Origin of the sequence: Sulfurimonas sp., from assembly GCF_028713515.1 — a bacterium.
Lineage (GTDB): Bacteria > Campylobacterota > Campylobacteria > Campylobacterales > Sulfurimonadaceae > Sulfurimonas.
In genome coordinates this window covers 122,241-147,531 of sequence record NZ_JAQTOD010000004.1, presented here as the reverse complement: position 1 = coordinate 147,531, position 25,291 = coordinate 122,241, and the positions used below count along the sequence as shown (strand labels likewise).

Below are 25,291 nucleotides of genomic sequence, written 5' to 3'. Positions count from 1 at the left end.
TTTGGTTTATCCTAACTTTTTTGCATTAAATGGCAAACTAGGAAATGTACATGCAAAATCTGTCTTCCAACTACCATTTTGATTTAATTCAACAAATTGATTGTCAATATCTAAATATTCAAATAAGAAATTTAAATTTTTTAAAAAAGTATCTTCATGATTAGTATATTTTATTTCAATTTCAAAACTAACAATATTTTCTTTCATTTCAAATTCATTTAAAATATTAAAATTTGATATTTTAATATTCTGAAAGTCATTTTCAAAATATTTTTTTATCGCTCCCATTCTTTTTTTATTAGTATCGAGCTTGCTAGGTGTTTTATCATAGTAAATCAATTTATGATATTTATTTCCATTAATTAAATAACTTAATATAGATTCTATTACTTCTTTTGGATTTTTACTTACTTCATTATCTAAATCATTTTGCGTAATTTCACTTTTTTCTTCCATATCAAATTTAGTGCTATTATTGTCTCTTGCCCATTCCAATAAAGCAAATAAAACACTCCAACATTTAGAAGCTACAATTTTATTTCCGTAATTTAAATCTCTTCCATGAAGTATTCCATTTCTATATGGAATTGTAATTCTCTCTTTATTTGTATTGGAACGCCCTTTATACATTTCCTCTTTTACAATTTTCAATCCTTGTTCATTTCCAACTATAGAATCAGCAATTACTAAATCAATTTGTTCGCTAAAGAAGCCTGTTGCTTTATCTATATCATTTACAATTCCATCAATTATGGACAATAAAATAGGAATACAACATATATAATTCTTTTTTAAATACTCTTTTTTTGAAACTTGAATAAGAGGCAGTCTATCAACATAATATTTATAAAACAATGTCCCAATTTCAGGCAAATTTTCTAATGTTTTCATTTTTTCAAATACTTTGATATTTGAAATAAATTTTTCTATTGATACTCTAGAATATTGACTAGATAAATATTCGTCCACTTTGCTTATATCGTTTTCTTTTTGAAAAATATCTATCGCTTTTAATAAATGGCTATTATCAATAAAATTATTAGAAATCCAAGCATATTTGGTAAAGTTTTTATTAAACTCTTCTTTAATTAAAACTATATTATTCATCTTTATATCTCCTCATCCCTAGCACTCAAAATTCTCATTTAACTAATAGCGATTTTATTAAGTTCTTCTACTCTTTGGCTTTTTAAAAACCCATCGAATTCGACGGGTTTAAAATCTAGATTGTGGATTTTCTCCCAAGTATTCTTACTCATTTTTCACTCCTCATCATCCCAATCTCCAAAACATCCCCCTCAACCTCTCGTATAAGTTCCTCTTCTGTTGGTAAAACCATCTGATATTTTGATACAAAAAGATTATCTCTATCGTTTATGTGGGAGTATCTTACAACTGTTTCATCTTTGTCTGTGCAGAGGATTATCCCGATGGTTGGGTTATCACTTGTATCTTTTTCCAAATCATCGTACATATTTACATACATATCTATTTGCCCTATATCTTGATGGGTGAGTTTGCCGATTTTGAGGTCTATGAGCACGAAACATTTTAAAAGATAGTTGTAAAAAACTAAGTCTATATAAAAATCACTTGTCTGTGTTTTGATTCGCTTTTGTCGTGCCACAAATGCAAAACCTCGTCCAAGCTCTAGTAAAAATTCTTGTATTTTTTCTAGCAATGCACACTCAAGGTCATTTTCTCTAAATGATTTATTATCTTTGAGATTTAAAAATTCTAACACATAGGGATCTTTGATGATGTCTTTTGGTGTGAGTTGGAGATTTTTTGTATTTTCTTTGGCTTCTTCTATGACGGGCTGTTTTTCTTTGCTTGATAGAAGTCTTTCATAATACAAGCTGTTTATCTGTCGCTCCAAGGCTCTTACACTCCAGTTTGAAGCGATTGATTCTTCCATATACCAAAATCTTGATTTATCATTTTCAACTCTTAAAAGTAAAACATAATGACTCCAACTCAATTGTGCAGACACTGTCTGCAGATTTGGAAAAAATAAATAAAATTTTTGCATACTGTGTAAATTTCTTTTACTAAATCCTTTTCCAAATTCAACAGTAAGTCTTGATGAAAGCTCTTTAATAAGATAAGTGCCATACTCGGCTCTATCATTACCATTTTGTTCCTCTTCAACTATCTTCTTGCCAATATTCCAATAAGCCTCGACCATGATAGAATTTACAGACTTATAGGCATTATCTCTCGCAAGTTGTAAGATGGATTTGATATCTTGATAAAAATTATTGTTTTGCTGTTGTAATATTTCACTCATACACAAATCTCCTCTTTATCTTCAACCATTAGGTATGTCAAATTTTAGCTCTTTTTTTAACATATCACACGCCATATGTAAAAATTTTGCTATTTTCTTTACATAACTTTGATTTGTTTCTATTTTTTTTGATTGATAATGATTTTGTTTTTAGCTTTTGTGTTTGTTTCGTTGTAACCCATAAACACCCCTAAAATCCAATTGAATTAAACGGTATTTAATGTGTTGCTATTTAATTTTGCGGATTATTTCTTTCTAGCAATCAGAAGTGTGGAGATGTCCATTGAAAAACTTTTTGCGTAAAGCATCTCAAATCCTGCGGCTTCTAGCTCTTTTTTCATGTTGTCAACTGTTGAGAAATCTTCTATTGAGTTTGGCAGATACTCGTATGCCTCAATGTTTTTAGAGATAAAACCACCGATTTTTGGCAGGATTTTGTTCATATAAAAATCTCGAACTTTTCCAAGCGTTGATGGATTTTCATTTTTCATAAATTCTAAAATAACTACCAAACCGCTCTGTTTTAAAACTCTGTTGAACTCCAACAAAGCAGCCTCTCTCTCTACGACATTTCTGATTCCGTAGGTTATGCTTAAAATATCTGCGCTCTCATTTTTAAGTGGAATTTCCGTTGCTTTTGCTATATGGTAGTTAAATTTTGGGTATTTCTCTTTAGCTACGCCGACCATACCGACAGATGGGTCAACTCCCACAATCTCGCCAACAGCAATGCCATTAACTTCCGCTCTACTTCTCCAAAAATCCATCATATCACCAGTTCCGCATGCTACATCTACTATTTTATCGAGCGAATCTTTTGCGTAAAACTTATAGGCTAAGTCACAAGCTTTGCGTCTCCAACTCTTGTCTACACCCATACTCATGACACGATTTGCCGTATCGTATGTTGGGGCTATATCATCAAACATTGATACAATTTTTTCTTGTTTTTGGTTATTTTGCTGCATAAAAATTATTTCCTTTTCATCCACATGATTATATCTTCATCTTCTTTTTGTAGATTTAAAATATCAAATTTTGCGTCCATTGCTTCTATTGCATTTTTTCCGCCAAAGGATGGTGCCATGTAACATAGATAAAAATCCGTAAAAGCCTTAGTTAGCTCAAACATCTTTGAACTTCCCTCAATCATTATATTTTTGTAGTTTTTTAATCTTGAAAAATTATCCTCTATATAAACCTCTCTGCCTGCTATGGCAAAAAGCGGGATACTTCTATCAAACTCTTTTTCTCTTGAAATAATAAGAATGTCAGGTGCTTTGCCATCAGCAAGTCTGGCATCTAGCGTTGGTCTGTCTGTGCGAACCGTATTGCCGCCGATCACTAGCAAATCACAAACATCTCTCATTGCATGAAGATTTACTCTTGACTCTTTGGAGCTGATAATTCCGCAATCAGTTGTGCCGTTTAATCTTTGAGCCCATTTAAAAAAAACAAACCTTTCTTTGTTCCATGCAAAAAATGGCTCAAGTAGAGCATCACTCTCTTTTTGTATAATGCCCTCTTTCACATCCACGCCACATTTCAAGAGAGCTTCGCTTCCACCAGAGGCAACCTCGTTAAAATCTTTTGAACCGATATATACTTTTTTAATGCCTAAAGTAGAGATTAGAGTTGCGCACGATGGAGTTTTTCCAAAATGAGAACATGGTTCAAGTGTTGTATATATGGAGATACCTGCAAAGCAGTTATTGTGATTTTGTAAAAGATAGTTATGAATTTCCAAGGAGAGATTAAACTCTAAGATTTTAGAGTCATCTGTTAGTTTAAAGTAAGCGGATTTAAGTGCTTCAACTTCAGCATGAGAAAATCCTGCTTTTTTGTGAGCCTCTACTGCTAAAATTTCACCGTTTTTTCCAACGATAGTACACCCGACTGCGGGATTTGGATATGTTAAACCTTGATATTTCCAAGCCTCTTTTAGGGCAAGGCTCATATAAAAGTTACTATCTATTACCATTCAAAATATGTTTTAGCTTTTGCAATTTCACCAAAGTCCAGAAAGATCTCTTTGCCATCAACATCTAAAAAGATTTTAGACTCTTCAACCTTTATAAGCTTGCCTTTGATTTTCTCTTTATCTTTTTCTCTTAGATTAAGTGCTACTTTTTCGCCCACTGAGAGTGCAAATTGCTTTAGAGAAGTTAGTTTTCTTTCAATTCCAGGGCTACCGACCTCTAGTCTATAATCTCCAGAAACTGGTGGTGTAACATCTAAAAGCGGAGAAATAAGATGTGATAACTCAGCACATTTGTCAAGACTAACGCCCTTTCTTTTTCCATTTTCTATTTCGCCAGACACGATACTTATACGGTAAATTGTATCTTCACCATCACCAACCAAAGAGATATCATAAAGCTCTAGGTCTATTGATTTTACTAACGAATCTATATCTTTTTCTAAACTCATTTGGCATCCTTGGCAATTTTTTTAAAAAGCTCTTCAATATCTTGAGATTTTTTTAGTTGTTCATCAAATTCAAATGTTAATTTTGGGGAGCGAAACCAACCCTGATCTCTCATGCAGTATGTTTCTATAATTGGACGAGCTTTGCTTATCAGCGATAAAAACTCTCTTTTTTCTTTATCACTATATGAAGATGGGTCTAAGTAGATTTTCACATCGCTTCTACCGCGAGAACATTTAACTTCAATTACATTAATCTGATGCAATCGCTTATCATTTAAACTGCCAAGCGCTTCTGGAATCAACTCCAGAAGAACAGACTCTGTTCGTTTTCTTCTAATTTCTGCTTCGTTCACAGAGAAACTTTTTGTTCAACTTTTTTGAATGTTTCGATAACATCTCCAACGATAACATCATCGTAACCTTTAATCATAACACCACACTCATAGCCGTTACCGATCTCTTCAACATCGTCTTTGAAGCGTTTTAGTGAAGTTAGTTCACCTTCATGAATTACGACACCATTTCTAATAACACGAACAAGTCCACCACGAATCAACTTACCTTCAACAACAACACATCCGGCAACCATACCTTTTGGCGCTTTAAATGTATTTCTAACTTCGGCTTGACCTGTGTTAATTTCGTTAAACTTAACAGTCATCATTCCAGTTAACATCGCAGTCATATCATCAAGTAGTTGATAAATAATTGAGTATGTTCTTATCTCAACATTTCTCTGTTTTGCAAGTGCTTTAACACTACCTGTTGGGCGAACATTAAATCCAAGAAGTACACAGTTTTCACTATTTGAAACAAGATCCACATCATTTTCCGTAATACCACCAACACCAGAAGAGATGATAGTGATTTTTACTTCATCATTTCTAAGCTCGCTAAGCGCATTTTTTATAGCCTCAAGCGAACCATGAACATCCGTTTTAAGAACAACTTTGAGAGATTTTAATTTACCCTCAGCAATCATACTGCTCATATCTTCTAGAGTAGATTTTGTACTATGAGAAAGCTCTTTATGTCTGTCATACTCATGTCGTTTCATAGCATATTCTCTAGCTTCTCTATCACTATTCATAGCCATCATAATTTCACCAGAGTTTGGAACGATGTTCAATCCAGTAACAACCGCTGTATGGCTTGGTCCAATATTGTTAATCTGCTTTTTGTTTTCATCAATTAGCGCTTTAACACGACCAAAAGCTGCGCCACAAACAACATAATCTCCAACTTTAAGCGTACCATTTTGAACGATCACAGTTGCAACAGGACCACGCCCTTTTTCAAGAGATGACTCAACAACAGCAGCTTTTGCCATTGCATCTGGATTTGCCTTAAGCTCCAATACATCAGCAGTAAGTAGGATATTTTCAAGAAGATCATCGATTCCCATACCTGTCTTTGCAGATACATGAACAAACTCTACATCCCCACCCCAGTCAATCGGGCTAATGCCTCTCTCTGCCATCTGACCTTTTACAAAGTCTGGATTAGCACTCTCTTTGTCCATCTTGTTAAGCGCAACTATTACTGGAACACCTGACTCTTTAGCAATTTTTATAACTTCTTCTGTTTGTGGCTTAACACCATCATCAGCAGCTACAACAATAACGATGATATCAGTTATATCACTACCTCTTTGACGCATATTTGAAAACGCTGCGTGACCTGGAGTATCTATAAATGTTATCGCTTTTCCATGTTGCTCTATCGTGTATGCACCAATATGCTGAGTGATTCCACCAGCTTCGCTAGCAGTTACTTTTGCTTTTCTAATAGCATCCAGAAGTGAAGTTTTACCATGGTCAACATGCCCCATAATTGTAATAACAGGAGGTCTCTCAACTTCGTTTTCATCTTCATCCTCTGAAGATTCTGCATCTTCATAGTTAAACGCATCTTTTGGATCTATAATTGTCACTTCAACATCAAACTCTTCAGATAAAATCTCAATCTCATCACTTCCCAAAAAGTCATTTTTTGTCATCATCAACCCAAGACTAAAAAGAACTTTTATAACATCCATTATTGGCTTATTTATCGCCTCTGCGAACTCATAAACACGAATATCTTCTGGAATTTCAACATGAGTTACAACCAAATCATCCGGTCTATTTTTATCATATTTTTTTCTTTTATCACGAGAAACTTTTCTGCCTCTTGGAGCAGCTTTTTTGTTACCATTTCTACCAATTGGTTTAGCCTCTTTTGGTTTTCTTGGTTGCTCTGGCTCTATCACTGGCATATCTGTGTGGTTTAAATCAAGAAGCACAACTTGATCATCCATATCCATTGACAACTCACTCATTGAGTCACCAAAAATATCAATTTTAGTACCACTTGATTGTTTTTTAACAATACCGCCAACTACTTGTTTTGATTTCTTTTTGTTTGCTAATTCTTCAAGTGCTTCAATACTCATTTTTCCATAAGATGAAATTGCGACTTGTTTTGCAGGCGAGACAATATTTTCTTCAAATTGTGGTTTTGCTTTTTTTACAATTTTTAATCCAGATTTTTTTATTAGTGGTGTTTTATCAGATAGCATATCTACTGCTGTTTCTGGCACAATATCTTTCTTCACTACATCTTCTTGCTTTATTGCTTCAGCTGAAGCTATTTTTTCCTCTGCTTCAATATGCTTCTTTTGGTTCTTTGGAGTATCTGCTGTGGTTTTTATCTCTGCTTTTATCTCTATATGTTCTTCTTTAGAGCTATCACTTTTTGCTACATTAGGCGCATTCTTGATTGGTTCTGGGGCTTCTGCAACATCGCCGTTCATTATATAATTCATCAATTTTTCTGCTTCTTGCATTGTCACTGAACTATTTGCTGATTTTACTTCAAGACCCATATCTGAAGCTTTTTTAACAACATCTTTTGAAGCTATTCCTAACTCTTTTGCAATTTCATGAACTCTAACTTTTTCTATCATCAGCGATGATCTCCTTTAATATGTTCGAAAATTTGTCTTTATCTCCACTTTTACATTGACGCATAAGTGCTTTTAAAGTTTTTTTATCATCTTCAAGACAAATTTTGCATATATAAAAACTTCTTCCAACTCCGCTAAAAAGACTAATTTGTGTGCTTACGCATTGAAGTCTTAAGAGATTGTTTTGTGTGTCTCTTTTTCTGCATGAGATACACATTCTAAGAGGTAGATTAAATTTTTTCGCCATTGTATCTAAAAGTTCCTTGATTTTATAGAGAGTTCTTTAACTCACTTCTCTATAACAAGTCCATCATTATCAAAATTTAAAATTTTTACTGCAAATTCTGGAAATTTTTGACTGAGTTTACTTGCAACAAGTTCGGCATCTTTATCATAAACCATAGAGAAAAATGTTGAGCCACTGCCCGAGAGCGTACTCATAAGCGCTCCACTCTCATAAGCTATCTTTTGGACATTAAAAAGCTCTGGCAATGTTTTCATTCTTAGTTTTTGATGAAATCTATCTTGAGAAGCCAGTTTTAAAATCTCCCAATCCTCATTATAAAAAGCAGCAACGCTTAGCGCTGTGTGTGAGAGATTATAGATTGCATTCTCTTTAGAGTATGATTTTGGAAGCAGAAGCCTTGCTTTTGCTGTACTGATTGGTTTATTTGGGATAACAACTACAGCTTTTATATAGTCTGGAAGGTGTTTTTTTTGTGAAAACACTTTACCTTTCTCGACAGTTGCAACATTAAATCCACCCATTACCGCAGGAGTGATATTGTCTGGATGAGGTTCATAAACCAGCGCATGATTTAGTATTCTTCGCTTGGATACTTTTATTTCCGCTGCTTCGTGCGCCGATGCTATAGCACTAACTATAACAGCAGAAGAGCTTCCAAGCCCTCTTGACATCGGAATTTCATTGTAAAATGTAAATTTAAAATTTTGACTTTTTTTAGTCAGACGGTTGTAGTGCTCGTTAAATATACTAACAAAAAGATTATTGCCTCTTAAGTTTGGATTATTTTCACCCTCACCTTTTATACCTACACTAAAAAATTTTGATGGATGAAACTCAACTCTATTTCGTAAATCAACCGCTAAACCTAAAGAGTCAAATCCTGGGCCTAGATTTGCACTAGTTGCTGGTACACTTATTATCACTTTCTTCCTATCCAACAGCGCCAATACAGTAGAGAGGCGCGCTTATTGTGCTATACTCATCATACTCAAGTAGTTCTGGAAGCTTAAATATGGCTTCGGACGCTATCTCAAATTTCTGAGTTTTAATTTCTGATGAAATTTTAACAAAACATAACTTTCCAATGGCTTTTATTGGCTGGTTTTGATTAAAATAAAATGCATCCGCCGCAAAGAGTGGTATCTTTTTTAAAACACTTATTGATTTCAAAAATATATATGCAATTTTTATGGACATAAAACTACCTGGTCCATTTGCATAAAAAAGTTTTTCAATATTATATTTTTGTGAAAGTTCTTTATATATTTTTGGTAAAATTTCTGAGCTTTTCTCCTCGGAGACAACTGTTTCTATTAGCTTTTGCTTCTCATAAACACCAACCATTATTGGCGAAGATAGAGCAATAAAAAGTAGATCAACGCTCTTAGGCATACGCTTTTTCTAACTCTTTTGTTTTTTCTCCAACAAGCTCTATCACTTCGTAGTTTTGTGGATTTTTTAATAGCTCTAAAGTCAGTCTATGATTTAAGTGATGACTTCCAGCCATAGCCTCATAATTTCCGACAAAATTCATACCAATCAGAGACATATCACCTATTGCGTCAAGAATTTTATGTCTTACAAACTCATTGCCAAATCTTAATCCTTCTGGATTTAAAACTTTTTTATCATCCAAAACGATAGCGTTTTCCAGCGAACCACCAAGGGCCAAACCTTTGGAGCGAAGATACTGCACTTCATGCAAGAAACCAAAAGTTCTTGCTCTTGCAATCTCATCTTTGTAGCCCTGTTTAGTAAAGTGCAAAACGAAGTCTTGGGTTTGAATAACGGGATGAGCAAATTTAATCGTAAAATCATATTTCAAATCTGGTGATGGAGATAATTTTACATACTTATCACCGTCTTCTACCATTACCTCTTTTTTAATTATCATAATTTTTTTTGGAACTTCTAACTCAGCTATGCCAGCTTCATCGAGGAGCATACAAAAACTTGCACTACTTCCATCCATTACAGGAACTTCATCTGCATCCACAATTACCCTTATGTTGTCAATTCCATAAGCATAAATTGCCGAGAGCATATGTTCAATAGTGGAGATTACAAAACCATCTTTACCTATAACTGTAGCCATCCTTGTATCAACTACATTTGAAGGAAGAAGAGGAATTGAGACATCAACATCACTACGATAAAATATAATTCCACTGTTTGACTCTAACGGCTCAAGTCTCAACTTAACAGCAGAACCTTTATGAAGACCTATACCGACAAGTTCTACTGGTTTTTTTATAGTTGTTTGATACACAATCTCTCCCTATTGATAAAATTTTCTACACACTGATGTTACGCACTAAAACAAACAAGTCCGTCTTAGTGGGAGGGACTCCTCGTCCCTTCCATCCCACTAAAGCTACAAAAAACGAGTTTTTCGAGAATTGTGAGGCTTGAAATAACATAAATTACTTACTATCTATCATCTCTTTTGCATTTTTTATAACATCATAAAGATTTAATTTCATCCAAGACTCATCCATCCACTCAGCAGGACGAACCTCGATTCCTTGAACAAGAACACCAAAATGTAGATGATCACCCATAGCATATCCGCTTTTACCTGTGATTGCTAAAACATCATCATACTTAACACTATCTCCAATTTTTACCTTCACGCTTGAGCAGTGGCCATAAAGAGTATATAAACCTAAGCCATGATCAACAATTGGCATATTTCCATACAATCCATTATTATCAGAAAAAACAATCTCTCCACCATTTTGCGTCTTTATGTCAGCAAAAGCATTACTGGCTAAATCAAGTCCCATATGATATGCTTCACTTACAAACACATCATTGTAATAATATTTTCTATGATCTCCATATTTTGCTACTACTGCTCCATTTTTAAGTGGATACATTGGCTCTACTTTAAAGTCACTTATCATTTTGTTTGAGACTTTTGATGTTATTGTATGAATCAATTTCTCATTTTTCGCTCTTACTGTTTCATTTATCAGTTTAAATTGCTCAATCGAATCAGTTACACCTTGGGTTTCATCAAACTGCTCTGCAAGTTCAAGAATCTTGCCCTTTAAAAAATTATCTTCCAACTTTATATTTGACAAATCATACGCTTTATCTACTACATACAATGGAACTTGGACTTTTGAGATGTTTTTTGCATGATCTTCAACTACAATAGTTGCTCTAAAGTGCTCATCGGTGATAGGCCAAGCAATCAAAGAGATATAGTATCCATCTTTATAAAACGGTTGCGGTATAAATTTTTTCCCAGAGCTTATTTCAATATACATATTTTTTAAGTTTTCATCTTTTGCTTTAAAAATAACAAGAGCGGAACCGCCTCTGTTAATTTTGTATGAATTCGTTATATTTAGTAGCTCTGGTCTGCTTTTGTCTACCCTAAGAGCATACTCGACCGTAGCTCTGTTTCCATTAAAAAAATTCCATTTACTTACATCAACTGCTTCTACTATGATTTTAACATCTTTGTTTCCAAGAGAATATGCGCTCTTTGGTGCTACAACTTTTATTTTTATAGATTTTTGTGGGGCTAAAAATTGTTCGTGAAATAGCTCTATATCGTCATTGGTAGTTCTTAAAACAACTCTGTAAGACTTCATTCCGCTAACATCATCAATAGAGATTTCCAATGGTTCTCTTAAGTTCCAATAGCCATTATTCGTCATAGCTACTTTAGGTGCTTCTCTTTCAAACATTGAGGATGTATAAACATAAACAACCGCACTAATTAGCACCACAAGCAAAATTATAAAACCTATTGATGATATATTTTTATCTTTTCTCAAACTGAATATCCTTCTTAATTAAATTTAAAATTTTCTCTTTTGCCTGCTCAATTGTAAATTCAGAGCCCAAACTAAACCCAGCCCTACTTTTATGCCCGCCACCATCAAATATTTGCGCTATTTTTAATGAATCAAAAGACGAACACGAGCGAATAGAGCATTTGAGAGTAGAGTCACTATTTTCTCTTACAAGTAGTGCAATCTCTACATAATGAAGATGTAAAGACTCCTCTAAGGCGCCCTCGCAATCCCTTAGCTCTGCTTTGCAAGAGGTAATATCTTCCTTGCTTACACAAAAAACAGCAACCCTTGCATCAAACTCTAGACTCATCTCTCTAAACATTAAACCTTTTAATCTTAGAGCAGATAGCGAACTATTTTTCATAATCTGCTTGTTGCAAGTTTTTAGTTCGGCTCCGCTGGCTATTAACTCTAAAGCCACAGCAAAAGTCGTACCATCAACGCTCTCGTGCAAAAAACCATCAGAATCATCCAAAAGCCCAGCATACAAAGAAGTTGCCATTTTTTTGTTTATCTTAATCTCATTTTGTTTAAAAAAATTAAACAAAACTTCCGTTGTGCTAATCGCACTCTTATCAACCAGATTTAGTGTTGCAAAATTGGTATTACTCTCGTGATGATCAATATTTATTAACTCGCAATGAGGCTCAAAACCAAGTCTATTTTTATCACCACAATCCAAAGAAATCGCTAAATCTGCTGAAGCTGGAAAGCTGTCTCTGATATTTTCTATCCAAGGAATAAATGAGAATCTTCTATCTATATTTTTACTCTTGCAAAACCATGAAACTTTCTTATGTTTTTGTAAAATAAATGTATACATAGCGCTTGCAGAAGAGATAGAATCTGCATCTGGAGCAATATGTGATATCACCACAATATGTTTTGCATTTTCTATTTTATTTACTATTTCATTCAAATTGTATCTTTTTTTGTGATTATATACTATTTTTTATTCATCTTATAAACATAAGCTAACACTTCTGCTACTGCCGCAAATAGTTCGTTTGGTATTGGTCTATCTAACTCAACTTGGGCATACAAACTCCTTGCAAGCGGTGGATTTTGGACAACATGCACTCCATTTTCTCTGGCAACTTTCTTTATCTGTTGAGCGATGTTATCCATACCTTTTGCAACCACAATCGGTGCATGTGCCCTCTCTTCATCATACTTTATGGCTACAGCATAGTGAGTTGGATTTGTAATAACAACATCAGCAGTTGGAACTGCCGCCATCATTCTTTTTTTTGAAGCTTGCATCTGGATTTGCCGGATTTTTGCCTTGATGTGAGGATCTCCATCCATATTTTTCATCTCATCTTTAATCTCTTGCTTACTCATCTTCAGCCCGTCAAAATACTGCTTTCTAACAATTATTACATCAATAACCGCAAAAACAAAAATTATCAACAGCATAACAAATGCAATAATTAGCATTTTTTTCTCAAGCCAATCAAGCTGATCATCAAGCCCAAAAAGAGCAACAGTTGGGAGTTCCATAATAAACATAAAAAAAAGCATAAAGCCAACACCGAGCGTTGTAAAAGATTTGAAAGTTATCTTTATACTTTCTATAGCCTTCTTAACAGAAAAAAGATTTTTTATCCCTTTAATTGGATCAAGCTTATTAAGATCTGGCATAATCGCCTTCGTTGTGAACAAAAACCCAAATTGAGCAATAGCCGCAAAGACTCCAGCAACAGCAACAGCAACAGCTAAAGGCATAACAATCAAGAGAAACTCTCGTACGGTGACAATAGCTATATCAATCACCAAAGCCCTATCTATATCTGTTCCAATAAGTGAAAAATAGTATTTTGTAAGAAGGATGGTATGCTCTCTCATAAATGGAAAAAGCATCAAAAAGGCTAAAAGAGCAACAAAAAGAGCAATAACCCCCGAAGCATCCTGAGATTTGGGAACATTCCCCTCCTCTCTGGCATCTTCTATCTTTTTTTCACTGGGTTCTTCTGTTTTTTCAGCATCATCTGCCATTAATCTCTCCTAGAAGAAAACATAAAAATCAATCGATCTTCATAGAGATATCAATCCAGTTAGCTTGATGTATCATTGAACCGCTACTTATTGCATCGACGCCAGTTTTTGCATAAGACTCAATTGTTTCAAGCGATATATTTCCACTTGCCTCTAGTAGTATGTGAGGGAAATTTTCATCTCTATATTTGACAATTTCAACAATCTTTTCTGGCGTCATATTATCACACATAACAATATCAGCTCCACCCAAAAGAGCCTCTTTTGCCATCTCAAAACTCTCCACTTCTACCTCTATCTTTGATGTAAATGGTATAACTTTTCTTGCTCTTTCTATGTAGTTTTTGAGGTTTTTTATGGTTTTTAGATGCGTATCTTTTATCATAAGTGAGTCATCTAAACCCATCCTATGATTTACTGCACCGCCACATCTTGACGCGTACTTTTCAAAAACTCTAAGAAGCGGTCTTGTTTTTCTTGTGTCTAAAAGTTTAACATCATAAGGCTCTACAATATCTACATACTTTTTAGTCAGAGTCGCAATTGAGCTTGCATGAAGGAGCATATTTAGTAGTGTTCTCTCTATCTTTAAAAGAACATGCGAAGCTCCGCTTAAAGTCGCTAAAATATCTCCTTCAACAAACTCCTGCGAATCTTTTTTATTCCATATAATTTCAAAGTTTTCTAGTTTTGCTAAAACCTCTATATATCTTACACCAGCGACAATGCCACTACTTTTAGCAATTATCTTAGCAGTTGAATAAACACTTGGCTCAACCAAAGCGTATAAATCACCTCGTCCCACATCTTGAGAGAGGCTCTCTTTTACAAACTCTTCTATCATAACGCCAACATTCTATCTAGCGCAATTTTTGCCCATTTTTGAGTATTTTCATCAACTAGTATTTCATTGAGTGGCTCACCCTCATCTATCGACTTTAAAATATCGTAAACATCTCTTAGTGTTGTCTCATTCATAGTAGGACACTCTGGTTTTGTTGAAGAGAGTACATAGGTATTTTTAGCACGAAGGCGATTTACCATGTTAAACTCTGTTCCAACGGCTACTTTTTGGTCTTCTGGCAACTCCGTTATATACTTTATAAGCTGAGATGTTGAACCAACAAAATCAGATGCGTCACAGATGGCAGGATCACACTCCGGATGAACAGCTATCAAAATACCTGGATATTTTTTGCGGTAAAACTTTATATCATCCACTGAGAAAAGCTGGTGAACAGAACAAAAACCGTTAAAACAGATAATATCAGCATCGGCTATATTTGTACCATCTCCAAGAACAGCCGATTTGAGTCCCATCTGGTTTGCAATATTTTGACCCAAACATCTATCTGGAACAAAAAGAATCTTTTTTCCCTCTTTAAGCGCAGTTGTTATGATTTTTTTAGCGTTTGAACTTGTGCAAACCATACCGCCCATCATTCCAACTTTTGCTTTTACTTCTGCATTGGAATTTATATAGGTAATTGGTAAAATATTTTCATTTGATATGCCACTATCATTTAGTGCTTTAACAGATACATCAAATTGCATACCGTCAATCATACTAGCCATCGCGCAGCATGCAGCCTTTGGCATAACAACTCTTTTATGTGGAGAGAGAACCTTTACACTCTGTCCCATAAAACCAACTCCACAAAAAACAACAAATTTTGCCTTACTATCTATTGTTCTGATTGCTAATTCAAGCGAATCACCAGTAATATCTGCCATTTCAAAGACTTCATCTCTTTGATAAAAATGTGCAACAACGGCTACATCTAACTTTTTCTTATACTCATTAATTTTAATTTTTAACTCTTCGTTTGTAAGCTGCAAAAGAAACCTCATTTATTATAATGTGGCAATTATACCAAATAGAGTTAATTTTATACCAAATTCAAAGTGTCATTTATACAACTATTAATATATATTTAGTAGAATTGCGCAGATTTTAACAGGAGAATATATGGATTTTTTATTTAACACAAATATACAATTTTTTATAGCAGCTTATTTAGTTGGAGGGATTCCTTTTGGTCTGTTTTTAGCTAAAAAATTCGCAGGTTTAGACATCCTAAAGAGTGGCTCAAAGAGCATTGGTGCGACAAATGTGCTCAGAGTTGTAAAAGAGACGGACCCATCACTTGCAAAGAAACTTGGAATTGCGACTCTATTTTTAGATGCCATCAAAGGCGTAGTCGTTATGATAGTTGCTTATTTTATGGGCGTTAGCGAAGCTACACTTTGGGGCATAGCGGTAATTGCCGTGATTGGTCACTGCTTCTCTGTTTATCTAAATTTTGAAGGTGGAAAAGGCGTTGCTACTGGAATGGGCGTTGTCATGTTTATGCTACCAATTGAGACACTTATAGCACTAGTAGTTTGGGCAGTTGGCGCAAAAGTCATAAAAGTATCTTCACTCTCTTCACTAACGGCTCTGCTCGCACTTGTTGTTGCTAGTTATTTTATCCATCCAGAGATGGCTCACGCTCCTCTGCTCATCATCGCTTTTATCATTTTTTATAAACATATACCAAACCTTATCCGTCTATTTCAAGGCGAAGAAGCAAAAGTTGTCTGATGACTATACATATTGAAGAGCTAAAATTTCAAACAATTATTGGGATTTTAGACTTCGAAAGAACTGCACCTCAAGCCGTTATAGTAACTGCAATCATTGACTACAAATATAAAAAGAAATTTTTAAACTATGTGGAGATTGTTGATCTCATAAAAACAGAGATGATTGAGAGCAAATTTCTGCTAATAGAAGATGCACTTAATAGTATAAACAAAAAATTAAGAGAGAGATTTAAGTCAATAAAAAAAATAGATCTAAAAATCACAAAACCCTCCATTTTAGCAGATTGTCTTGTTAGTGTGAGCAATAAATACAGTTCTAATTCTTAATCCTATGTTAAAGATTTATTAAAAAAAATTGAAACTTACTTTAAATTAACCTAAAATTATGATATGATTCCGCCAAAATATTCACTTATAGGACACAATCAATGCGCATTCTTATTATAGAAGATGAAGTTACATTAAACAAAATGCTTGCTGAGGGGCTTAAAGAATATGGCTACCAAAGTGATGTAGTAGAGACTCTAAAAGATGGAGAGTACTACTTAGATATCAGAAATTACGACTTAGTTTTAATGGATTGGATGCTTCCAGATGGAAATAGTATCGATATAATTGGTGATATTAAATCCAAGACTCCAAAAACTGTTGTAGTTGTTTTATCTGCAAGAGACGATAATGAGAGTGAAATTGAAGCACTAAAGAGTGGTGCGGATGACTATATAAGAAAACCTTTCGATTTTAATGTTCTTCTAGCTAGAATCGAGGCTCGTCTTCGTTTTGGCGGAAGTAACATTATTGTAATTGATGACTTAATCATCAATCCTGAAGAGGAAAAAATTACATACAAAGAGCAAGATATAGAGTTAAAAGGTAAGCCTTTTGAGGTTCTTACTCACCTAGCTAGACACCGCGATCAAATTGTTTCTAAAGAACAACTTCTTGATGCAATCTGGGAAGAGCCAGAACTAGTTACTCCAAATGTTATTGAAGTTGCAATCAACCAGATAAGACAAAAAATGGACAAACCACTAGGAATTACTACAATAGAGACTGTTCGCCGTCGTGGTTACCGTTTTTGCTTCCCTAAAGAAATTAATTAATCCTCAAAAATACCCACTTATAAGCTCCAAAATCTATTTGGAGCAATATTAAAAAATAAAAATCTTAGCTATAATACAGCCATCTATAAAAATGGTTGTATAAATGCTCTCAAGAAGAAGTATCAGACGAAGTTTTCTAATTCAACTTATCTTTGCATCTGCTTCATTAATATTTATATTCTCCTCACTTTTATATTTTTATATAGAGCGCTCCATATTAGAAGAGAAGCATGAAGAACTACTATCTTATGCAGAAAATATCGCAAACAATGAGTCTCTCTATGGGCAAGATGCAATATCTCCAGATATATATCTTGGGGTTAGTGTAGAAGTTGTTCATCTTAAAAGGATTAAACAGAGCGATGACTTTTATGAGAGCAGCAAAGACCAAAAAACATACCTTACAATTGTCTATCCGTTTGATTTAAATGAATTTAGTTATCTGAAAATAACAAAAGAGATAACAATTTCCAAGCTGTTGCTTAACAAAATTCGTCACTATATCTTTATTATAAATATTGCAGGATTTCTTCTCGTTATAATTTACGCGATAGGCCTATCAAAAATGCTAGTCTCTCCGGTTAAAACGCTCAGTAGAAAACTCTCAAACATGAATGAACATCTTATGAATCCAATAATTATCGAGGAGTTACCAGAAGAGTTTGAACCTCTTGGAGAGACTATAAACCATCTTATTGCCAGAATTCAAAATTTTGTTAAGTATCAAAAAGAGCTTTTTATTGGAACGGCTCATGAACTAAAAACTCCCCTTGCTGTTATAAAACTGAAAAATCAAGTAACTCTCATAAAAAAACGCTCTGCTGAAGAGTATATAGAGGCACTAAATATTACAAACAAAACTATTGACGAGATGAATATTGTTGTCTCAAATATTCTAAATATTGGCAGACAAGAGGGAGCTCAGCTTGAAAAACCTACCGAAGTAGATGTTATTGCTGTACTGAGCAAAAAAGCAAATGATTTCAAGCTTCTTGCCGAGAGCGAAGGCAAAACTCTAGATATAAGCTTTGAGCCGAGTGGATTTATGGCAATACTTCAAGTTGGACTCTTAAATCAAATAGTACAAAATTTTCTACAGAATGCTCTTAAATTTACACCTCAGAATAAAACTGTAATACTCAGAAGTTCACAAAATAGCTATGGTCTGCTTATTGAAGTTATTGATGAGGGGTGTGGAATTGATGAGAGTGTTGACTTTTTTGCTCCATTTAAGAGACAAGGAAATAAGCCAGGAGTTGGACTTGGTCTATTTTTAGCAAAAAGTGCAGCAGATGCACTTGGGGCAAATATGAGTATAAAAAATAGAACAGATGGTGTGAGTGGCGTAGTCGCTTCACTAAACTTAAATTCAAAACTATCATGTATCTTACCAACAGCTACTAAATCTAGTTAATTATCCAAAGCAACATAGTAATAGTGGCCTCCTCTTGATATAATCTATAATTTCAAAAATAATAAAGCTTTATTTCGATATAAATCGGCACCCCAATGTGAAGCTCTGCTTGGCATAATAAATTATAAGGTTTTTTAATGGCTTTGATTATAAATGATGAATGTATAGCGTGTGACGCTTGTCGTGAAGAGTGTCCTACAATGGCAATTGAAGAGGGTGATCCAATATATTTTATAGATCCAGATCGCTGTACTGAGTGCGTTAGTGTTTATGATGAACCGGCCTGCATATCTGTTTGTCCTGTTGATTGTATAGTGCCAGATAAAGATAATGTTGAATCAATTGCCGAACTTCAATTAAAATATAAGACTATTCAAGAAGAAGATTAAAATTGGCAAAACGAGTAGCCGTAATAGATATAGGCTCTAACTCTGTAAGAATGGTTGTTTATGAGAAGAGCTCTCGTTTTTCTTTTCATATACTTCACGAAGCAAAAAGTGGCGTTAGATTATCGCAAAACGCCTATAAAAATGGTGGTAATCTTCAAGAACCTGCAATGCAAAGAGCTTATGATGCTCTAGCAGATTTTACAACAATTATTGACTCATTTAAAGCTAGAAAAGTTCTATGCGTTGCAACTTCTGCTCTAAGAGATGCTCCAAACAAAGCAGTTTTCATCAATAAAATTAGAAACTCACTTGGTATAAATATAAAAGTTATAAATGGACAAAGAGAGGCTTATCTTGGTGCTATTGCATGTGCAAATCTACTCCCTGAACAAAATAACGCCATAAGTATTGATATTGGTGGTGGCTCTACTGAATTCGCCATTATTAATAAGCAAGATATCTCATCAACAATCTCATTAGACCTTGGAACAGTAAGACTAAAAGAGCTGTTTTTTGACTCCAATGAGATAGAGAGCGCAAATATATATATAGACTCTGAGCTAGACAAACTAGATGCCCTAAATCCCTCTACAATGATAGGAATTGGTGGGACATTCAGAGCAATTGCAAATGCAATACTTAAAAACAGTGGCTATCCACTTGATAAACTTCATGCGTACGAACCAGCTTATGATGATTTCTCATCTATTCTTTATAAAATATTAGACTCCAATAATGGTAACCTAAAAAAATTAGGAATCAAAGAGAGTAGATTTGACATCATTAAACCAGGTGCACTGATACTTTTAAGAGTTTTAAAAAGATTTAAAATCAAAGAGCTAGTTACTAGTGGTGTTGGAGTTAGAGAGGGGGTATATCTCTGTGATCTACTCAGAAACTCAAATGATAGATTTCCAAGAAATTATAATGTTTCACTCAGAAATATTCTAGATCTACATACAGAAAATCTTAACCACTCAAACCAATTAGCAAAAGTTGCTAAAGAGATATTTGATATAACACACTGCGAACTTGGTATTGATAAAAAATATAGATATGAACTCTCAACTGCTGCAAAACTACTTTTCTGTGGTAGCACTATTCATTTTTACTCTAGTAGCAAACATGGATATAACCTTATTCAAGACACATTGGAATTTGGATTTACTCATAAACAAATTACACTAATCTCAACGCTTGTGAAGTATGCAAAACGAAAACTTCCATCATCATCACATATCAATGAATTTAAACCTCTTTTGCCAGATGTAAAAACACTAAATACACTTAACTATATACTATCACTAAGCATAGCACTTCTTGCTCATAGACCTCGTAATATAGACTTTGAACTATCTTTTTCTAATAGAAAGTTGCTAGTTACATCAAAAAAATCAATGTATTTAGCTAGAGATGGCGTAAAAGCTCTTTATGAGCAAGAATATTTTTCTATAAAATTTTTATAATTTTGCGGAAGTTAATTTAGGACTGCAAGAGAGCTGAAGATTCTTTAAAATCTCTGCCCCATAGTAAACTCAAATACTGCAGTTTTGTCGCCCTCTTTTTGACCTAAAGGCCTTGCAAACATAAGCTGGATTGGTCCAACCGGAGAGAACCACTCTAATCCAGCACCATATCCGCCGCGAACTATACTATTTGTATCAAGATCTTTGTATGTATCTGATGATGATCCTATATAGCCATAATCAAGAAATGTAACTATACGCATCTTTGCCTTTGGAACCAATGGAAAACTTAGCTCAAAGCTATTTGAAGCGGTTAACTCTCCACCAACTCTTCTTATTCCATCGGTTGCATTAACATCTTTTACTGTCGGCGACAGAGAGTATGATTCATAACCTCTAACACTTTTTATACCACCCATATAAAATCTCTCGGAGAGTGGTAAAAAGCCCATCTCTTTTGCATAGCTAAGCCTTGCTTTGTATCTAGCGATAATATCGGCGCCTATATACTCATCAAGCCCCTTAAAAGCTCCAAATGTCGTTCTGCTCTTTAGATAATCAGCATCTGCTCCAACGCCTGCTTTTTCAAAACTCTGATTAAAAGTAAATCCTTTTCTAGGGAGATAAAAATCATCCGTATTATCAAAATTCATACTAACAGTTACGGCACTTTTTGTATAATCTTGCAGTTGATTTGTGCTTGTTATAGTTGAGTTTTCGTCGTATTTATAGCTATTTTGTGAAAATCCATATCCCAAATATCCACTTATATATCTCGTAAATCTATGTCCAACTCCAAGTCCTACTCCATCCGAGAGTACACTATAATCATTATATGTAAAATCTGATGTGAAAATAGAGAAGTTACCACTAAAGTCAGTATCATTTAATCTTGGATTTGAGATATCAAATGAGTAACTTTTAGTTTTACTTGATTTCTCAGCCTTAACTCCTACATTTATCCCTGAACCCCAAACATTTCTATCATTCACAGCAAGACTAACTAAGAGTCCACCATAACTTCCATATCCACCGCCAATCTGTATATTTCCCGTTGGAGCTTCTTTAACCTTAACGATTAGATCCATAGACTCATTGTCAACTCTTTTTTCTTCAATGGTATTCCCATCAAAAAAACCAAGTCGTCCAAGAGCGCTTCTTGAATCTGTTAAGTCAGTTAACGAATACATATCTCCAGGCCCTAGAAAAAGCTCTCTTCTGATGATTCTATCAAGTGTTCTGTTGTTTCCAGAGATTATAACATCTCTTATTTTTACTTTGTTTCCTGGCATAATTTTTACAACTACTTCTACCGTCTGCTTCTCTTTGTTCTTTTTAAGATCCGGAACAACCTGAACAAATGCGTAACTAAGATCTGCAATAAGAGTTTTTATCCTCTGTGAATCTTCTCTAAATGTCTGAACATTAAATGGTTTGCCAACCATCATTTTTATCTCTTCTCTTATAATCGCATCATCAATAACATGTTTTTCCTGCTCAATCGTGATTGCACTTATAGTATACACATCACCCTCTTCTAACTGATAACTCATATCAGCTAGATAACTATCAAAGTTAACATTTACAAAAGGCTCCTTTACATCTATATCCAAATAACCATGCTGCATATAAATATCACGAATCCTAAGATGATCATATGCCAAATCAGCAACTTTCATTTTCCCATCATTTCGTCCCCAGAGCCAACCCATAAATTGATGCTCTTTATTTGCAACAACATCATTAAACGCGCTACTTTTAAGCCCAGATAATCCACTAAATTTTAAACTCTCTATCACTATCTCTCTGCCTTCATTTACAACAAAAGTAACCTTAATGCTTCCATTATCGAGAAATTCTTTTTGTATCTCAACAACGCTATCTATTTTACCCTCTTGGTTGATAGCGTCTATTATCCTTTTTTTTGCAGCTTCTAGCTTCTTCTCATCATATAAAGCACCGACCTTTATCTGGATTACACTATCTTTAACTTCAGTATCACTCTCTTTCCATCCTTTTAACTCTATCTTTGAGATATGGAGCTTCTCTTTAAAGTGATATATCAGCTGCTCATCTTTGAGCTCTACCCAAATGTCATCAAAGTAACCTTGGGCATAGTATGCTCTTATGGACGCATCTATCATCTCATCGCTGATATTATCATTGACATCAAACTTTAGCATTCTTAGTGCGACTGACTCTGACATATTCACCATGCCATCATATTTTATAGATTTAATTGTGTGTGAAAAAGCGCTTGTTGTTAGTAGTGTGAAGAGCATTGCTAAAAAAAATCTCATTAGTTTTCCATAAGTGTAAAATAAGTGATAATTTTACCTTTTATGGGGTTAATCTATAGTAAAATCACTCTAATTTTAAAAATTAAAGTAGAGAACAGATATGAATATCGCAATAGTTGGGCTTGGACTAATGGGTGGGTCACTTGCCCTTAGTCTAAAAAAATTAGATTTTATTAAAAATATTGTTGGAAATGATCACAACAAGACACATCAAGAAGATGCAATCAAGCTCGGCTTAGTTGATAAAATAGTAGAATTTAGTGAAATCAAAGAGTATGATGTAATTTTTCTCGCCGTTCCAGTTGATGGTGTTGTTGAGGCACTAAAAAACCTAACAAGTGTCTCAGAGGATACAACCATCATAGATTTAGGCAGCACAAAAGAGAAGATAATTGCCTCTGTGCCACCGCTTATAAGAAAAAATTTCGTAGCAGCACATCCCATGACTGGAACTGAGAACTTTGGCCCATATGCTGCGATAGAAGGGCTTTATTATGATAAAGTTGTTGTGTTATGTGACCTAGAAGATAGTGGAAAATCACAAGCAGCTGTTGCCAAAAAAATATTTAAAGAGCTGGGGATGAGAAAACACTTTATGAGAGCAGATAAACATGATCGTCATGCTGCTTTTATATCTCATATGCCTCACGCCATCTCATACTCTCTCGCAAATACAGTTATGAATCAGGAGAACAAAACCGACATATTGGCTCTTGCAGCTGGTGGATTTCGCTCTATGAGTCGTCTTGCAAAAAGTTCTGCAAATATGTGGGAAGATATTTTTAGACAAAACAAATCAAACCTGCTTGAAGCGATTGAGCTTTTTGAAGCTGAACTAACTCTTTTGAAAAAAAACATAGAAGAAGATAATTGGGAGAGCCTGCATAAAAACTTAGAGGGCGGAAATAGACTTCATGATATTTTAGATTAAAATAATCTATTAGGTAAGTTACCTTATTATTTTTATTCCAAAATGCGCTCATTTAGCTAACAATCAATGATTTGATTCAGATTCCCAAGAACATCCTTTGGTTATTAATAGTGATATTAAAGCAACAAACAATTACAAATAACTCTCTCACTTAATATTTTAAACTTTAACCCTTTCTGTGTAATATAAATGTATGATGTTACAAATTTAAATACGGAGCGTCATGTGACATTATTAGAGAGGATTGAGAAGAAATTTTTCTTTCGCATAGTTCGTACAATCACTTTTTTTGTCGCCTTTATGGCATTAATTGCAACCATTGCGGGTCTTTATGCATCAATCAGTGGCTCAATAGAAGCAAAGCCAAAAAATGTGCAAGTTAAAAAAGAAGAGATAGAGAGCGTACTGAAGCCTGTTATACAAACTAGTGCCACTACAGCTACGAACGAAGTAAGCAGTCCTATTGAAGTTCCTTATGTGGACCCTAAAACAGCCAAACTTAAATCAATTGCAAAATCAATTGCCAAAGATGGACTTGCATCAAGAGATATAAGGCTTGATACTCCAAATTACAAGCAACAAGTTGAGCAATTAACTGAGATAATTTTGAGCAATATTACTGATTATGATTATGATACAGAACTAATAGTTTTAACAAGACTAAGGGAACTTTCAAAATCATTCCCTAAAGATAAGTTTCTTGATAGCATTGATGTCTATTTCTCACTATTTAAAAGCAAACATAATCATGAACAAGTTTTAGCTAAGCAAAAAAATCTTTCTGCTCAAGCTAATAAAACGGTTGGGTATCAAGCGGTTGGATCTGGTATTGTCATCTTTGCTCTGTTTGTAATGATTTTAGTTTTACTGCGTATTGAAAAAAACACAAGATCTGCAAGCGCTGAAACCGATGAATATGATGCTACTGATAAAAAACTTTTAATTGGAATTATTGGATTTGCCATAGCTATTGCTCTGCTCATTGGCTGGGGAATAAACAAAACTGTTGAGAGTGAAACAAATTTTGATGCTGTGTCGGATGTGTACTCTTCATATACAGCCGCACAAACTGCTGGTGGAGATACGGTGCCTACTCCAGAAGCTACTCCAGAAATAGATTATAATGTCGCTATACCTACTCCAGAACCTGCAGCGCCAGCATATAATGATTCTGAAGTTACTGTTCCTGCTGCCGAAGCTGCCCCATTGGCATATTGATTTTACGAGTGGTAAATATTAAGAAAGATTGATATCTGCCTTGCAGAGACTTTATTTTTAATATCAGCATTAAGGCGTAGTATTTTTCTAAAAATTAACTCTACTTTTACCACTGATGGGTTGTTCTACGCTTAAAAAAAAGTTTTTACTGGATTGACAA

At 34.4% G+C, this 25,291-nt stretch carries 25 protein-coding genes; 8 read left to right on the top strand and 17 right to left on the bottom strand.

Going from position 1 to position 25,291, the window contains the following annotated elements:
* Positions 1-6: 6 nt before the first annotated feature.
* From PHV22_RS09295 to nadA, 16 genes are all read right to left on the bottom strand, one after another.
* Positions 7-1,107 carry a hypothetical protein gene (locus tag PHV22_RS09295; RefSeq protein WP_295020538.1) on the bottom strand — a complete coding sequence of 367 codons (1,101 nt, stop codon included), beginning with the start codon at positions 1,105-1,107 and terminating at the stop codon, positions 7-9.
* Between the two features lie 148 nt (positions 1,108-1,255).
* Positions 1,256-2,290, bottom strand: coding sequence for a PDDEXK nuclease domain-containing protein (locus PHV22_RS09290; protein ID WP_295020537.1), 1,035 nt, complete (start codon positions 2,288-2,290; stop codon positions 1,256-1,258).
* Between the two features lie 245 nt (positions 2,291-2,535).
* Entirely contained in the window at positions 2,536-3,258 is a 723-nt protein-coding gene (gene ubiE, locus PHV22_RS09285) for a bifunctional demethylmenaquinone methyltransferase/2-methoxy-6-polyprenyl-1,4-benzoquinol methylase UbiE (protein ID WP_295020535.1), read from the bottom strand.
* Positions 3,259-3,263: 5 nt separating this feature from the next.
* Positions 3,264-4,271, bottom strand: a complete 1,008-nt coding sequence (gene ribD / locus PHV22_RS09280) for a bifunctional diaminohydroxyphosphoribosylaminopyrimidine deaminase/5-amino-6-(5-phosphoribosylamino)uracil reductase RibD (RefSeq protein WP_295020533.1) — start codon at positions 4,269-4,271, stop codon at positions 3,264-3,266.
* Entirely contained in the window at positions 4,265-4,720 is a 456-nt protein-coding gene (locus tag PHV22_RS09275) for a ribosome maturation factor (protein ID WP_295020531.1), read from the bottom strand. The genes ribD and PHV22_RS09275 overlap by 7 nt, the downstream gene beginning before the upstream one ends.
* Positions 4,717-5,073 carry a 30S ribosome-binding factor RbfA gene (rbfA, locus tag PHV22_RS09270; RefSeq protein ID WP_295020529.1) on the bottom strand — a complete coding sequence of 119 codons (357 nt, stop codon included), beginning with the start codon at positions 5,071-5,073 and terminating at the stop codon, positions 4,717-4,719. Before rbfA ends, PHV22_RS09275 begins: the two co-directional genes overlap by 4 nt.
* On the bottom strand, positions 5,070-7,667 hold the full coding sequence (gene infB / locus PHV22_RS09265) for a translation initiation factor IF-2 (RefSeq protein ID WP_299947298.1): 2,598 nt from the start codon (positions 7,665-7,667) through the stop codon (positions 5,070-5,072). Before infB ends, rbfA begins: the two co-directional genes overlap by 4 nt.
* On the bottom strand, positions 7,651-7,914 hold the full coding sequence (locus PHV22_RS09260; protein WP_295020526.1) for a hypothetical protein: 264 nt from the start codon (positions 7,912-7,914) through the stop codon (positions 7,651-7,653). Before PHV22_RS09260 ends, infB begins: the two co-directional genes overlap by 17 nt.
* A 41-nt stretch (positions 7,915-7,955) precedes the next feature.
* The gene (gene thrB, locus PHV22_RS09255; RefSeq protein ID WP_295020525.1) at positions 7,956-8,837 is read right to left on the bottom strand and encodes a homoserine kinase; all 882 of its coding nucleotides are present in this window, start codon (positions 8,835-8,837) and stop codon (positions 7,956-7,958) included.
* Positions 8,838-8,844: 7 nt separating this feature from the next.
* Complete coding sequence (locus tag PHV22_RS09250; protein ID WP_295020523.1) at positions 8,845-9,306, bottom strand: hypothetical protein; 462 nt, start codon at positions 9,304-9,306, stop codon at positions 8,845-8,847.
* The gene (gene lpxC, locus PHV22_RS09245; protein ID WP_295020521.1) at positions 9,299-10,183 is read right to left on the bottom strand and encodes a UDP-3-O-acyl-N-acetylglucosamine deacetylase; all 885 of its coding nucleotides are present in this window, start codon (positions 10,181-10,183) and stop codon (positions 9,299-9,301) included. Before lpxC ends, PHV22_RS09250 begins: the two co-directional genes overlap by 8 nt.
* A gap of 154 nt (positions 10,184-10,337) precedes the next feature.
* Positions 10,338-11,705, bottom strand: coding sequence for a M23 family metallopeptidase (locus PHV22_RS09240; RefSeq protein WP_295020520.1), 1,368 nt, complete (start codon positions 11,703-11,705; stop codon positions 10,338-10,340).
* Positions 11,692-12,645 (bottom strand): DHH family phosphoesterase, encoded by a 954-nt coding sequence (locus tag PHV22_RS09235; RefSeq protein ID WP_295020518.1) that lies wholly within the window; start codon positions 12,643-12,645, stop codon positions 11,692-11,694. Before PHV22_RS09235 ends, PHV22_RS09240 begins: the two co-directional genes overlap by 14 nt.
* Positions 12,646-12,671: 26 nt before the next feature.
* Complete coding sequence (flhB, locus tag PHV22_RS09230) at positions 12,672-13,724, bottom strand: flagellar biosynthesis protein FlhB (protein WP_299947292.1); 1,053 nt, start codon at positions 13,722-13,724, stop codon at positions 12,672-12,674.
* 28 nt (positions 13,725-13,752) lie between these two features.
* A complete protein-coding gene (gene nadC / locus PHV22_RS09225) occupies positions 13,753-14,568 on the bottom strand; it encodes a carboxylating nicotinate-nucleotide diphosphorylase (RefSeq protein ID WP_295020515.1) in 816 nt (271 codons plus the stop codon).
* The gene (gene nadA / locus PHV22_RS09220; protein WP_295020514.1) at positions 14,565-15,575 is read right to left on the bottom strand and encodes a quinolinate synthase NadA; all 1,011 of its coding nucleotides are present in this window, start codon (positions 15,573-15,575) and stop codon (positions 14,565-14,567) included. The genes nadC and nadA overlap by 4 nt, the downstream gene beginning before the upstream one ends.
* A 118-nt stretch (positions 15,576-15,693) precedes the next feature.
* On the opposite strand from nadA, the gene plsY reads away from it, so the two are divergent.
* The 6 genes from plsY to PHV22_RS09190 all read left to right on the top strand — a co-directional run bounded on the left by plsY (position 15,694) and on the right by PHV22_RS09190 (position 20,682).
* Positions 15,694-16,308, top strand: a complete 615-nt coding sequence (gene plsY, locus PHV22_RS09215; RefSeq protein ID WP_295020512.1) for a glycerol-3-phosphate 1-O-acyltransferase PlsY — start codon at positions 15,694-15,696, stop codon at positions 16,306-16,308.
* Entirely contained in the window at positions 16,308-16,637 is a 330-nt protein-coding gene (locus tag PHV22_RS09210) for a dihydroneopterin aldolase (RefSeq protein ID WP_295020511.1), read from the top strand. The genes plsY and PHV22_RS09210 overlap by 1 nt, the downstream gene beginning before the upstream one ends.
* Positions 16,638-16,738: 101 nt before the next feature.
* Positions 16,739-17,413: a homeostatic response regulator transcription factor HsrA gene (gene hsrA / locus PHV22_RS09205; RefSeq protein WP_295020510.1), complete on the top strand. Its 675-nt coding sequence runs from the start codon at positions 16,739-16,741 to the stop codon at positions 17,411-17,413.
* Between the two features lie 103 nt (positions 17,414-17,516).
* Complete coding sequence (locus PHV22_RS09200) at positions 17,517-18,827, top strand: HAMP domain-containing sensor histidine kinase (protein WP_295020509.1); 1,311 nt, start codon at positions 17,517-17,519, stop codon at positions 18,825-18,827.
* 137 nt (positions 18,828-18,964) lie between these two features.
* Complete coding sequence (locus PHV22_RS09195) at positions 18,965-19,216, top strand: YfhL family 4Fe-4S dicluster ferredoxin (protein WP_295020507.1); 252 nt, start codon at positions 18,965-18,967, stop codon at positions 19,214-19,216.
* A gap of 2 nt (positions 19,217-19,218) precedes the next feature.
* Positions 19,219-20,682, top strand: a complete 1,464-nt coding sequence (locus PHV22_RS09190; RefSeq protein WP_295020506.1) for a Ppx/GppA phosphatase family protein — start codon at positions 19,219-19,221, stop codon at positions 20,680-20,682.
* 44 nt (positions 20,683-20,726) lie between these two features.
* Here the strand turns inward: PHV22_RS09190 and bamA are convergent, their stop codons facing one another.
* Complete coding sequence (gene bamA, locus PHV22_RS09185; RefSeq protein ID WP_299947284.1) at positions 20,727-22,982, bottom strand: outer membrane protein assembly factor BamA; 2,256 nt, start codon at positions 22,980-22,982, stop codon at positions 20,727-20,729.
* Positions 22,983-23,082: 100 nt separating this feature from the next.
* On the opposite strand from bamA, the gene PHV22_RS09180 reads away from it, so the two are divergent.
* Together PHV22_RS09180 and PHV22_RS09175 are read left to right on the top strand one after the other, a co-directional pair.
* Positions 23,083-23,913: a prephenate dehydrogenase gene (locus PHV22_RS09180; RefSeq protein WP_295020503.1), complete on the top strand. Its 831-nt coding sequence runs from the start codon at positions 23,083-23,085 to the stop codon at positions 23,911-23,913.
* Between the two features lie 225 nt (positions 23,914-24,138).
* Positions 24,139-25,131 carry a hypothetical protein gene (locus tag PHV22_RS09175; RefSeq protein WP_299947280.1) on the top strand — a complete coding sequence of 331 codons (993 nt, stop codon included), beginning with the start codon at positions 24,139-24,141 and terminating at the stop codon, positions 25,129-25,131.
* The last annotated feature ends 160 nt before the right edge of the window (positions 25,132-25,291 follow it).